This is a genomic window from Mesorhizobium sp. M00.F.Ca.ET.216.01.1.1 (assembly GCF_004010325.2).
Taxonomy (GTDB): domain Bacteria; phylum Pseudomonadota; class Alphaproteobacteria; order Rhizobiales; family Rhizobiaceae; genus Mesorhizobium.
The window spans coordinates 1-11,799 of the sequence record NZ_SADR02000058.1 but is presented as its reverse complement, the minus strand read 5'-3'; the positions used below and the strand labels follow the sequence as shown (position 1 = coordinate 11,799).

Sequence of the window (11,799 nt, the reverse complement as noted above, 5' to 3'; positions counted from 1 at the left end):
AGTGCCCCCAGGGGTATCGCGCCGAGGTCATCCGCGCGGATCGAGGCTAACTGCCCGCCGAAGCGTCCGATCGGCGTGCGGATGTAATCGCAGATATAGGCCTCGGCCATCTATGCAGCCTTCTCTTTGGCGGTTCCCTCATGCGCTGCTTTGGTGCGGGCCTGCAGGTCGCGCAGCGTCGTGAGTTCGAGCTCGCTTGGCGCCGGCGTCTCGTCAAGTGCCTCGGCGAACTTGACCGTCCAGCCACAGGTCGCTTGCACCTGTTCGCGCGAAACGCCGGGATGCAGCGAGACCACGGTGAATTCCTTGGTCACCGGGTCCGGCTTCCAGACTGCGAGATCGGTGATCAGCAGCGTCGGGCCTGCCGTATCGATGCCGAGACGCTTGCGGTGATCGCCGCCCTCGCCATGGCCGAAGGAGGTGAAGAAATCGATTGTCTCGACCATGCCGCGCTTCGATTGCGCCATGGTGATGTAGACCTCTCTCGACGAGGTGGCGATCTCCGGCGCGCCGCCGCCGCCGGGAAGGCGGGTCTTCGGATGCGCATAGTCGCCGATGACGGTGGTGTTGATGTTGCCGAACTTGTCGAGCTGGGCCGCACCCAGGAAGCCGATCGAGATGCGGCCGCCCTGCAGCCAGTAGCGGAACATCTCCGGCACCGCAACGGTGGTGACCGCTGTTTCGCACAATTCGCCATCGCCGATCGACAGCGGCAGTACATCAGGCGCGGTGCCGATGGTGCCGCTCTCGTAGATCAGCGTGATGTCGGGAGCATGCGTCAACCGTGCGACATTGCAGGCGGCCGACGGCGCACCGATGCCGACGAAACAGACATCGTCGTTCTTCAGCGCCCGGCTGGCGGCGATCGTCATCATCTCATTGGGAGTGAAACCCAGTTTTTGGTCCTCGCTCATGCCGCAGGCCTCAGATGTTCGACGCGAGCGGCGAAATCGCCGGCCGTGCTGTCGATGACGTTTGCCTGCATCCAGGCCTGAAAGCGCTCGCGGTCGGCGGCGATCTCGTCCCATTCGAGATAGGCGGCGTTGTCCCGGACATAATAGCCGTGCGTGTAGGACGGATGCGAACCGCCGGGCACGACTGATATGGCGGCAATCGTCCATCTCGGCAGCACGGTAAGGTTCGGGTGGAGATCGTCGAAACTGTCGACCACCTCCTCCACCGTCACCACGGCGCGCTTTGCCGCCAGCACGGCTTCCTTCTGGATGCCGATAATGCCTTCGACCAGCACATTGCCTTTGCGGTCTGCCTTCTGCGCGTGGATGAAGGAGACATCGGGACGGATGGCCGGAACGGCGGCAAGCACCTCGCCGGTGAAGGGACAAGTGACCGATCGGATGTTCGGATTGACCGAAGCGAGCCCTGCGCCGCGATAACCGCGAAAGACCGCGCAGGGCAGTCCGGCCGCGCCCGCTTCATAGGCGTTCGCCATGCCGGCATGGCTGTGTTCTTCGACCTCGATCGCCCGCGGAAAGCCGTTCTCGATGGCGTCGCGGGCACGTCTGAGCAGGCCGACACCGGGATTGCCGACATAGGAGAAAATGATCTTCCTCGCCATGCCCATGCCGATCATCTGGTCATAGATCAGGTCGGGCGTCATGCGTATCAGGGTGAGGTTGCGAAAGCCCTGGCGGATGGCTTCATGCGCCGCCGCCGTCGGGATCAGATGGGTGAAGCCCTCGAAGGCGACGGTGTCGCCATCGTGCAGATTTTCCGCCACGGCTTGGTTGAGCGGCAGGAACTGGACCATCGCAGGCACTCCGACACCAAGAAGTTCGTATTGCGAACAATTGTTTTATATGAGATACTTTCTATGTCGGAATGCCGCTTGGAGTCAATCCCGGCGCTGCTTGGTTTGCCAGGGGGTCACATGGATGACGAAGGCACTTTGCGTGACCATGTCGGTTCGCTGGAACGTGGGCTGGTGGTCATGGAAATCCTGGCGCGGCACCCGACCGGGATGACGCTGACGGAAATGGCCGAAGAGGCGGGGCTGTCCCGCGCCGGCGCCCGCCGCTTCCTGCTGACATTGGTGAGCACCGGCTACGCGACGCAGTCCGGCCGGCTTTTTTCCCTGTCGCCCCGCTTGTTGACTGTCGCTCGGACCTGGCTCGGCAGCGACTCGTTATGGACCTTCGCGGCGCCCGTGATGCGCGAGGTCGCGGCGCAATTCGACGAAGCCTGTAACGCGGCCGTGCTGTCGGGCGAGGAAGTCGTCTACGTCGCTCGCATTCCCGGTCGACGCATCCTAAGCGTGACACTCGATGTCGGCACAAGGCTGCCGGCCTACTGTACGTCGATGGGCCGCGTCCTGCTCGCCGGCTTGGCGCCGGATGAGCTGGAGACCTTTCTCGGACAGGCGAAAATCGAGCGAAGGACGGCGATGACGATCACCAAGCCGGACTTGCTGACCAAGGCCATTCACAAAGCCAAGGCGGACGGTTTTGCCATCGTCGATGAAGAGCTGGAGCTCGGCCTGCGCTCGATCGCCGTGCCGATCAGCGATCGCGCCGGGCACACCGTGGCGGCAATCAATGTCTCGACCCAGTCGGCGCGTTTCTCGGTCGAGGATATGCAGCGTGAAATCCTGCCGGCACTGCTCCGGGCAAAGCAGCGCGTCGAAGAGTTTTTCTTCGTCTGACGAGCCTGCCGTTTTCACCCTTCAAATTCTGGCTGCCCGCAAAACACAGCTTCGTGGCTTGCGCCGGGCCGATGCCCATGCATCCGCCTGCCCTGTTAGGGCTACCAGTCAGGCGGTAGGCAGGGGAGACCTCGATCGCTTGCCGATCTGAAGGTAGCGATTGGCAGACGTAACATTGTGCTGCCGAAATGAATTTTAGGATCGGCCTCAGGGGGCAATTTCGGCTGGCTGAGACCACCGTCGCTGTGCGCCAGTTCTGGCTGCGGCGTGAATGCCGGGCACTTCATTCCATGCAATCATCGCATCCGAGCGAAGGGTTCGATGGTCGATTGCTGACAGGCTGTAGCGGGGAAAGTGGAACTGTTCCGGGCGGACAGACGTGATCTGGGCTAATCAGGTTTTGGGTCCCCGGGCTGAACGAAACTGCGAACTACGAACTGCCGATCTCCTTCAAATCTACGCCACAGCCCACTATCAAGATTCGGATGCGCGACCGCGAGCGCGCCGAGCGTATCCGATTGGCCGGCGGGCCGAAGCCATCCCTCAGAGAACGCGCTGTCGCACTCGCCCGCGAAAAGGGTGAAGTGCGAACGTGCGACCTAACAGACATTGGAATTCCCCGCTGTTATCTGGCCCGCATGTGCGACGAGGGTCTGCTCATCAAGGTCGGCTACGGCATTTATCGCGCCGCCGATCAGGACGCGGTATGATCCGATCTTGGCTGAAAAGCTGATCGAAACAATTCGGAATAAGGGTGCTCGTCTTGCCGTACCTGGTGTGGTGGATCTTAGCGACATCGCGGCCAGCGCTGACGGCGTTGCCAAGATCGTGCTCGAGTCCATTCAGGAAATGTTGCTGAAGCTCGCCCTGCAAATGGCTCGAGACGACTTCGAGGATCGCCGCGAACGCCAGAGGCAAGGCATCGAATTGGCAAAAGCGGACGGGAAATATGCTGGACGCCAAGCTGACCTGGTGACACACGAACGCATCATTGTCTTCCGGTCTGGCGGCAACAGTATCAGCAGGACGGCGAAGCTGACCGGCTGCAGCGAAGCGCAGGTGAAGCGCGTCTGGGCTCGACATCAGAAGGAAAGCGGGAAGCAGGAAATGTTGTCGCAAAAGTTGAGTTCTGCGACTGTGCAAAAGTCAGTTGCAAAACCGTCGCTTTGATCGGGAGTTTTCGCGACAAGGGAAAGGTTTTCTTCCGTAGCTTACCTCGATCGGAACGAGAAAGAGGCGCCATTTGCTGCCCTCCATGTCGCTTCTCCAAATCTGCCGTTCGCACTACGACGGATGCGACCCCACTTGCTGACATTGACTTCACGTTCCCAGTTTATCGTCCGCGAGGTCACGTCGATCGAACTGAACAATTTGTTCCGGCTGGCTCGGATGTGGACGTGCCCAGGCCATCAGGTTGGCATGAGGCCGAGCGTCACAATCAAGAACCCCGGACCATTGACCGCCGCATGGATGACGATGCCGACCGACGTATTCCGCGTGCGCTGTACGGCCCACGGTATGCTGAAGACGACTGGCAACAGGAGGAACAAGACGCCAAAGCCGAAACTGAAGTGAAAGAGGCCATGAAGAAGTCCCTGGACAAGCCAAGTGCTCCGACCGAACACCGGCTCCTGGCGCGGCTGGATGAACCCGCGCCACCAGAACTCTTCCCCGACAATGTTGAGCACAAAGAACGGCAGCCAGAGCGCAAGAATGTAGTATCGACCAATCTCCAGCGGCCCAACCGCCATGAAGGAAGGATGAGGAGGCAATCCCGGCCAGACGCTTGCGTTGAGAAGCTGCAAACCAGCGATAGCCGCAAAGGTGAACAGGAGCACAAGGCCGGCCAGGCGCCACTCTTCGCCGCTCAGATGGCGAACACGCAAGTGCTCCAGCATCGCGGGAAGCGACGGCGCGGGCAGTGCCATCCACGCACCGAGCAATGCGGCGGCGAGGAGCGGTGCCAAGACAAGCGCGCCGCTCGCGAACCACGCCAAAAGTGGTTCCCACCCCCGTGCCACCAGGACAGGCAGCAACTGAGTTGTAGCCAGCCAAAGCAGCAGGGCAGGGACGCCGAACAAGACAAGCGACAGCCCAACGCCAATCCGGCCCGGAACCGGTTTCTGCTGTCGGTCGTCCATCTCTGCCTCTCAAGTTGGCCCCATGACCTTGAATATGCTTCGGGTCATGGCGGTGAATTGATCCGGAGCAAGCGAGCTTCCGCTTCGCGTCGATTCCGGCCGCCTGGTTTTCGCAAAAGTCCCGGATTAAAGCGACTGTTTTGCGTCTGATTTTTGCACCGTCCCACAATAGGGTCGATGCGCGAGAGGCGGCCGACGGATTGCTGGTCGAGCTCGACCGGCTTGCGGTCTTCGCTGGTCTGTTCGGACTGGCGGGCAAGCTCGGCCATCTCCGCTTCAATCAACGGCCGGAACTTCTCTTCGATCTCGCGTGGCTCGGGCTCCAACGGACTAACGGAACAGAAGCACCGGGATCTTGCAGGCCCGGATCATCTCGGCGGTCGTTGAGCCGATGAAGAAGCTTCGAATGCGCGAATGCCCGTAGGCGCCCATGACGAGAAGATCGATGCCGTCGCGCTCGACGGTTTCGGCGATGACCTTTTCGGGCTGACCGCGACGAGCTCGATGCTCGCCTGATGGCCACCCGCCTTCAGCGTCGCCTGTGCACCTTCCAGCGCGCGACGCGCTTCGACGTTCTCCGGCCCGACGGTGAGCAGCCTGATGTCGAGGCCGGCGAAGAGCGGCGACCGCGCCATGTGGTCCACCGCCTTCATCGCGCTCGGGCCGCCGTCATAGGCGACCAGCACTTTCGCGATCTCGCGAAAGGAGCGGGCCGTAACGAAGACTGGCTTCTTCGACGAACGCGCGATGCGCTCCAGATTGGAGCCGAGATGCAGCTTGGCGAAATCGGCGGCCTCGCCCCGCTTGACGACGACGACGACGCTGGCGCCGGCTTCCGCCTCCGCGACGGTTTCAAGCAGGTCGCCGTTGCGCAGGCGCGCCGTAACGGCGGTCACCCCTGCCGCGCGGAGCGCCGCTTCGGCATCCTCGACGATGGCGCGGCCGCGTCGCTGCGCCAGCTTCGCCCGGTGCTCGTCGAGCGTGCTGAGCTCGGCGAGAAGCTCGCTGCGCGCGCCAAGCCCGATGGAACCCGAGAGATCAGACGCCGCCGTCTCGCGCCGCCCGAGCACATGCAGTATCTCGACCGGCGCCCCGGTGCGGCCGGAAATCCAGGCGGCGTTCTCGCAAACGCTTTTCGAATAGATCGAGCCGTGGACCAGCGCGATGATCTTGTCGGTCATGCAGTCCTCCCTTCGAGACACGGTAGTCCGGCGATGCGCGGTAAGGCAAACGCCGCCTGCGCGGCGCGAAAGGTCAATGCGCCATCAGCTTGTCGAGCGCGCCCGGCTTGTCGTGGATCGCCAGCCGGTCGACGATGGTCTCGCTCGCCTCGTTCATGCCGATGATCCCGACCTCGGCGCCGTCGCGGCGGAACTTCAGCACCGCCATGTCGAGCGCGGCGACGCTGGAGATGTCCCAGATATGGGCCCGGCTGACGTCGATGGTAACCTTCTCGAGCGGCTCCTTGAAGTCGAAGCCGGCCATGAAGTCTTCGGCGGAAGCGAAGAAGAGCTGGCCTTCGATCAGGTAGGTGCGGTGCCGGCCGTCTGCGCTCAGCGTGGAGGAGATCCGGAAGAGTTGCGCGATCTTCCAGGCGAAAAAGATGCCGGACAACAGCACGCCGATCAGCACGCCGATCGCCAGGTTGTGCGTGAAGATGACGCCGGCCACGGTCGCCAGCATGACGATGGAGGACGAGCGCGGATGATCCTTCAGGTTCCTGATCGAGGACCACGAGAAGGTGCCGATTGACACCATGATCATGATGGCGACCAGTGCCGCCATCGGGATGCGGCTGACGAGGTCGCCGAGCACCAGGATCATGAACAACAGGAGCACGCCGGCGGCAAAGGTCGACAGGCGGCCGCGGCCGCCTGACTTCACGTTGATGATCGACTGGCCGATCATGGCGCGGCCAGCCATACCGCCGATGAAGCCCGTCACTGTATTGGCGATGCCCTGGCCGATGCATTCCTGGTTGCGGTTCGACGGTGTGTCGCTGAGGTCGTCAACGATCTGCGCCGTCATCAGCGATTCCAGCAGGCCGACGATCGCGACCGCTGCCGAATAGGGCAGGATGATGATCAGCGTTTCGAGCGTGAGCGGAATTTGCGGGATGAGGAAAACCGGGAGCGTTGCGGGCAGCTCGCCCATGTCGCCGACGGTGCGCACGTCGAAGCCGAAGGCGATGGCGATCGCGGTGAGCACGACGATGCAGACCAGCGGCGAGGGAACCGCCCTAGTGAGATAGGGAAAGAGATAGATGATGGCGAGGCCGGCCGCGACCATGACATAGGTCAGCCAGGGCACGCCCACCAGTTCAGGGACCTGCGCCATGAAAATCAGGATCGCCAGCGCGTTGACGAAGCCGGTCATCGCCGAGCGCGAGACGAAGCGCATGACATAGCCGAGCTTCAGGAAGCCTGCGCCGATCTGCAGCAGTCCGGCGAGCACCGTCGCGGCGAGGAGATACTGAAGGCCATGATCGCGCACCAGCGTCACCATCAGCACGGCGGTGGCGGCGGTCGCGGCCGAGATCATGCCCGGCCTGCCTCCGGTGAAGGCGATGAGCACGGCGATCGAGAAGGACGCGTAGAGACCGACCTTGGGATCGACGCCGGCAATGATTGAGAAGGCAATGGCTTCGGGGATGAGCGCGAGCGCGACCACGAGACCGGCGAGAAGATCGCCACGCACATTGCCGAACCATTGCGCGCGGTAGGCGGACAGGGATTTCATGAAGTACCGGAATTCAAAAACACCGCTCGCGTCCCAACGAGGGCCGTCGACCAGATCGGAGCGTGTTCGTTATCCGGCGGATCGGCGGCCGGAAGAGCCACCCGGGATTTCACCGGGTCCAGACGATGAAAACTTAATAAGCGGAATGATTGCTGCGACGCAACATAAAATCGGCGTTGTGCCAACTGATCGCGACTTCAGAGGTTTTGCAGCGAGTTCGACGTTCAGTTTCGCTGGCAGTCGCCAGCTCTCAAGCATCAAACGCTTCTCGGTCGCCACGCTGTCTGTTCTAGAATGACGACATTATTCATTCGACGTCTGCTAAGACCTGCCCGTCCTCCCATCGCGGGAGGACAATCGGATCCCCCTGCGCTCTCTCCCTTTCTTATCCGGCCCTTGCAACATTCGCCGAAACTCGTCGCGCTTTTCATGGATCGAAGCAATTGCAGTACCCGCCGGAACACCGATGTTGACCAAGAGCGCTTCCGATAACTGAAGGCTTGCCTCGGTCGTTTCAGGCACGGCGTCGGTAACGCCGATGCCGTAGAGCTTGGCGGCGTGTTCTGGGTCTCGCGCGCGGGCGACGATGACCAGGTCTGGCCGCTCGGCGCGTGCGGCAGCAACCACAGCCTCGACTGCGACTGCGTTGTCCATGGTCACGACCAGGGCCCGGGCGGAAGTGATCCCGCACCTGCGGAGCAATTCCACCTGGGTCGCATCGCCGTAGTAGATCATTGCGCCCCTGCTTCGCTCACGTGCAACAAGCGCTGCGTTGTTATCTACCGTGAGATAAGTCGCCTTGTGTCGGGTCAGCATCTGGCCAACAAGATCGCCCACGCGCCCGTATCCGGCAATGATTACCCTCTCGGCTCTGTCTGTGACATTTGGAGCTAATGCCGCCAGGCTCGCCTCTTCACTTGCGCCCCGTGAGGACAGGTTCTCCGATATGCGCACCATGATTGGGATCGCAAACATTGAAAGCGTGGTCGCTATCATTGCCGTCGCACCAGCCCGCGCAGGCACGATGCCGGCGGCCATCGCGGCGCCGATTACCACAAGGGTAAATTCGCCCGCCGGGCTCAGGATGAGAGCGACCTCCCGTGCCAAATGCCGCGAAAGGCCGAAACCCTGCCCAATCGGCAAAAGAACCAGCGACTTGATCGCAACGAACGCACAAGCGGTCCCGAGCGCTGGAAACGGGTTATCGAGCAACTGAGTAAGGTCGAGTCCGGCTCCGACAGCCACGAAGAACAGCCCAAGCAGCAGGCCCTGGAAAGGCTGGATCGCTACTTCAACCTGGCGGCGATATTCCGTTTCAGCAAGGAGCAGCCCGGCAACGAACGCGCCGAGAGACATCGACAAACCGCTAGCGACAGCGACCAGCCCCGTGCCGATGACGATCAGCAGACACGCAGCCAGGAACAGTTCGTTGCTGCTTGTCGCGGCCACGAGTTTGAAGAGTGGCCTTAACACGAGGCGCCCAAGTACAATCAGTGCACCGAGGGAGGCAATTGCCGGGATGATGGCGTAAAGCGCCCCCAAGCCAACGGCGCCGTGACGCACATCAAGCAAAGCTACGGAGATCAGAAGCGGTGCAACCGCAAGATCCTGGAATAGGAGCACTGCAAACGAGGTGCGCCCTACAGCTGAGCTGAGCCGCTTGCGTTCCGCGAGCGAAGGCAAGACCAAAGCGGTGGATGAGAGGGCCAGCGAGGCTCCAAGGATAATGGCCGACACCGGCGTTTGGCCGAGCACAAATGCGACGAGACCAAGCACGATCGACGACAGCACCACCTGCGCGAGGCCCAGCCCAAAAACGAGCTTGTGCATCCGCACCAGACGCTCCCACGACAGCTCCAGCCCCATCATGAAGAGGAGAAACGCTACGCCAAATTCAGCGGGTCCAGCTATCTGTTCGGCATCGGTGATCGAAATTGCCGAAAGCCATGGTACGTCCTGCGCAAGGGCGCCGAGCCCGAACGGCCCGAGGACTACCCCCGCAGTCAGGAACCCAAGCACCGGGCTTATTCGCAGGCGCATGAAGAGCGGCACGACCACGCCGGCCGTCACAAGAAACAGCAGCAGATTCTTGTACCCAGCGAAACTCTCGGCGCCCGTCATGGACCCATGCCAAAAAACCCGCGAATGCGGGACCTGAATCGGAAGTATCGCCCGAAGCGAGCGTGAGGCAAGAGCTACCGACCGGTACTGCGGGCTCCGGGCCTCCAGCAGATCCGATTACGCAGTGGCGGAATGTCCCCCTTTTCGGAAGTCGTGCTGAACCGCGGGGTTCTCATGCAATCGTCCGGCGAGGTGCCGCTGACGCCTCGTCGCCCGAATGGCGTGATCGACAGGACAGCGATGCGCAGGAGAGTGAGTAACCAGAACAACGAGGAAATGGGGGATAGAAAGGGCGCACCACGCTTGTCGCCGGCTTTTCTTTCGCCACCGCCGGGCTAGTCCATCGATGACCCCCGACGAGACTGTGACTGCCGCATTGGCAGCGGACCGGAGGAAATTCCCATGCAGGAGCGAGCAAGCAGCAGAGTCGACTTGTACGTTTTCGACATCGTTTCACCGGCTTTCCACGCAAACCCAATCCCAACGCTCGACCGCATGCGGGCCGAAGCTCCGGTCGTTCGTATGAAGCTGCCGATCGTCGGCCGGACTTTCCTCGCCGTCACGCATGATAAGCGCGGGCTTTTTGCCTATCAGGGAGGCCACAGTCGAAGGTCGTGGAGGGGTGGAGGTTTTGCCGTTTGATCGGCTGCCGGGAAGGAGCAAGGAGCGCCAGAAGCGGACGTGCGTTAAGCCAATGCTGCGATGCGCGAACGGTTGTAGTCCGCCCCGCGGCCAGGCGGGACATGGACCTTTGCGACCGGGTGCTGCTAACGTCCACGGCGCTCGATACCGAGAAGATGGGCGTTAGCGAGTATCACGAGCGCCAGCAGTCCGTCATTTTACTGAGGCCGACCCAAGGCTTGCAGCGTGTCTCGGTCTGATGCACATGAGGTCGCTACCGAAGGATCGACCATCGTGACGCTGATAGCTTCCCTCTTCAAACCGCCACATCTGATCGCAGTTGGCGACGCTCTACTGACTACACGATCGCGCGTTTTCGAAGACAACCCAATTCCAACGCAGCGACTGCCAAACGAAACAGACCAAGTTATTGATACTGTTAGGTTTGTAGCTGGGCTAGTTCGGAAGATATTTCGCGTTGGTCCCGCCATTGTAGTGGGATGGAGTGGCGAGCTTGCCGACTTCGAGGTGGCGTTCCGTCATTTGCTGGCGAACGCTCCAGATGAGCCTTTAGCGTTTGCAGACCTCAACGCCCTGAAGGAAAAGGCCGCTCTACCGAAGAAGACAGATTGCTGCTGGTTTATGCAGGCCCTCACCACTGACAGAGGGTTCGTCGCTTTCAGACACAACGTTCAGACGCCGACATATCCGGGCAATGTGAGTGCCATGTTGGGAGGGTCCGGGCGGAAGGACTTTGACGAAGTCCTGCAATGGCGCATGTTACCTGACGTCGGTGCCGATCAATTCTTCTTCGAGGTTATTTCGGTCTGCGCTCAGTACCTATTGGCTCAGCACAGGCAAGGTCATGGTTTGGCAGAAGGCTTCGGCGGAGCAATTGAGCTGATTAGCGCCAAGGAAGGTGGGTTTGCCGAGATAGATAAAGTGCTCTTCGTGTTCCGCGATTTCTGGAGCGAGGATGAGGCGGGCGACGTGCGGCCGGATGTCACGAACGTCACTAAGACCGGAGAGACCTTCAGCAAGATAGAGACGGCGTACTACCAGACCTACCATGAGGGGTCGTTGTTGGTTGCGCGGTGGCATCCTGGAGGGCCAGATCTATTCGAAATTCCAACGCCGTACGCCGACCCCACAGGCCCCATCGGGCCAAAGGCCGGTGTTGATCTCGTTGTTGAGTGTCTATTGCATCACTCGGGAAAGAAACCACCCCTCCTTATGTTTCCGAGCGGAAAACCCGGGGCGGTTCAATATGACTTCAAGGCGGGAGAAGAGTCCATCAAACTGAAGATGCCCCAGGCAATGCCTTCGGACTGGGAGGAACAGCTTCAACGCACCTTGAGGGGTGATGATAAAACGGCGCGTTATTTGAGGTTCTAGTGGATGGAATCTAACACTTGGTGCCCACGTTTGACGGCAGCGATGATTTTGTCGGGGTCGGCGGTCCAAGTGAAAGGTTTGGGTTTCTGGTTGTGCTCGACGAGGAAGCGGTTGATTGCCGCC

9 protein-coding genes, 4 pseudogenes and 1 other annotated feature are annotated in these 11,799 nt (G+C 61.1%); of the genes and pseudogenes, 4 read left to right on the top strand and 9 right to left on the bottom strand.

Annotated features, from left to right (window positions below; genetic code table 11):
• Positions 1–110: 110 nt before the first annotated feature.
• Both EN859_RS34740 and EN859_RS34735 read right to left on the bottom strand, forming a co-directional pair.
• Positions 111–914, bottom strand: a complete 804-nt coding sequence (locus tag EN859_RS34740; protein WP_127856344.1) for a CoA-transferase subunit beta — start codon at positions 912–914, stop codon at positions 111–113.
• A complete protein-coding gene (locus EN859_RS34735) occupies positions 911–1,768 on the bottom strand; it encodes a CoA transferase subunit A (protein ID WP_127856345.1) in 858 nt (285 codons plus the stop codon). Before EN859_RS34735 ends, EN859_RS34740 begins: the two co-directional genes overlap by 4 nt.
• A gap of 120 nt (positions 1,769–1,888) precedes the next feature.
• On the opposite strand from EN859_RS34735, the gene EN859_RS34730 reads away from it, so the two are divergent.
• The 3 genes and pseudogenes from EN859_RS34730 to EN859_RS34720 form a co-directional block, all read left to right on the top strand.
• The gene (locus EN859_RS34730) at positions 1,889–2,659 is read left to right on the top strand and encodes an IclR family transcriptional regulator C-terminal domain-containing protein (RefSeq protein ID WP_127856346.1); all 771 of its coding nucleotides are present in this window, start codon (positions 1,889–1,891) and stop codon (positions 2,657–2,659) included.
• A 485-nt stretch (positions 2,660–3,144) separates the two neighbouring features.
• A complete protein-coding gene (locus EN859_RS34725) occupies positions 3,145–3,369 on the top strand; it encodes a type IV toxin-antitoxin system AbiEi family antitoxin domain-containing protein (RefSeq protein WP_189502457.1) in 225 nt (74 codons plus the stop codon).
• A 10-nt stretch (positions 3,370–3,379) separates the two neighbouring features.
• A pseudogene (locus EN859_RS34720) lies at positions 3,380–3,829 on the top strand (hypothetical protein); the annotation flags it as partial.
• 239 nt (positions 3,830–4,068) lie between these two features.
• Here EN859_RS34720 and EN859_RS34715 read toward each other — a convergent pair.
• The 6 genes and pseudogenes from EN859_RS34715 to EN859_RS34695 all read right to left on the bottom strand — a co-directional run bounded on the left by EN859_RS34715 (position 4,069) and on the right by EN859_RS34695 (position 9,660).
• Positions 4,069–4,800, bottom strand: a complete 732-nt coding sequence (locus EN859_RS34715) for a CPBP family intramembrane glutamic endopeptidase (protein ID WP_127856348.1) — start codon at positions 4,798–4,800, stop codon at positions 4,069–4,071.
• 44 nt (positions 4,801–4,844) lie between these two features.
• Positions 4,845–5,126 carry a hypothetical protein gene (locus EN859_RS38455; protein WP_210237744.1) on the bottom strand — a complete coding sequence of 94 codons (282 nt, stop codon included), beginning with the start codon at positions 5,124–5,126 and terminating at the stop codon, positions 4,845–4,847.
• Positions 5,127–5,130: 4 nt separating this feature from the next.
• Positions 5,131–5,304 (bottom strand): annotated as a pseudogene (locus EN859_RS40640) (universal stress protein); the annotation flags it as partial.
• Between the two features lie 530 nt (positions 5,305–5,834).
• Positions 5,835–5,981 (bottom strand): annotated as a pseudogene (locus tag EN859_RS40635) (universal stress protein); the annotation flags it as partial.
• Positions 5,982–6,054: 73 nt separating this feature from the next.
• Positions 6,055–7,539: a SulP family inorganic anion transporter gene (locus EN859_RS34700; RefSeq protein ID WP_127857145.1), complete on the bottom strand. Its 1,485-nt coding sequence runs from the start codon at positions 7,537–7,539 to the stop codon at positions 6,055–6,057.
• 67 nt (positions 7,540–7,606) lie between these two features.
• Positions 7,607–7,662: a sequence feature (sul1 is cis-regulatory element that is thought to sense ions involved in sulfur or methionine metabolism; They are found in Alphaproteobacteria), on the bottom strand.
• A gap of 198 nt (positions 7,663–7,860) precedes the next feature.
• Positions 7,861–9,660 carry a cation:proton antiporter gene (locus EN859_RS34695; protein WP_127857146.1) on the bottom strand — a complete coding sequence of 600 codons (1,800 nt, stop codon included), beginning with the start codon at positions 9,658–9,660 and terminating at the stop codon, positions 7,861–7,863.
• A 915-nt stretch (positions 9,661–10,575) separates the two neighbouring features.
• Here EN859_RS34695 and EN859_RS34685 point away from each other — a divergent pair.
• Positions 10,576–11,676 carry a hypothetical protein gene (locus EN859_RS34685; protein WP_127857148.1) on the top strand — a complete coding sequence of 367 codons (1,101 nt, stop codon included), beginning with the start codon at positions 10,576–10,578 and terminating at the stop codon, positions 11,674–11,676.
• Here the strand turns inward: EN859_RS34685 and EN859_RS34680 are convergent.
• Positions 11,673–11,799, bottom strand: a pseudogene (locus EN859_RS34680) (IS630 family transposase); the annotation flags it as partial. The gene EN859_RS34685 and the pseudogene EN859_RS34680 sit on opposite strands and share 4 nt — an antisense overlap.

Coding starts and splice junctions, on each gene's coding strand:
- EN859_RS34740 (WP_127856344.1), bottom strand. CDS start 914: ATGAGCGAGGACCAAAAACTGGGTTTCACTCCCAATGAGATGATGACG.
- EN859_RS34735 (WP_127856345.1), bottom strand. CDS start 1,768: ATGGTCCAGTTCCTGCCGCTCAACCAAGCCGTGGCGGAAAATCTGCAC.
- EN859_RS34730 (WP_127856346.1), top strand. CDS start 1,889: ATGGATGACGAAGGCACTTTGCGTGACCATGTCGGTTCGCTGGAACGT.
- EN859_RS34725 (WP_189502457.1), top strand. CDS start 3,145: ATGCGCGACCGCGAGCGCGCCGAGCGTATCCGATTGGCCGGCGGGCCG.
- EN859_RS34715 (WP_127856348.1), bottom strand. CDS start 4,800: ATGGACGACCGACAGCAGAAACCGGTTCCGGGCCGGATTGGCGTTGGG.
- EN859_RS34700 (WP_127857145.1), bottom strand. CDS start 7,539: ATGAAATCCCTGTCCGCCTACCGCGCGCAATGGTTCGGCAATGTGCGT.
- EN859_RS34695 (WP_127857146.1), bottom strand. CDS start 9,660: ATGACGGGCGCCGAGAGTTTCGCTGGGTACAAGAATCTGCTGCTGTTT.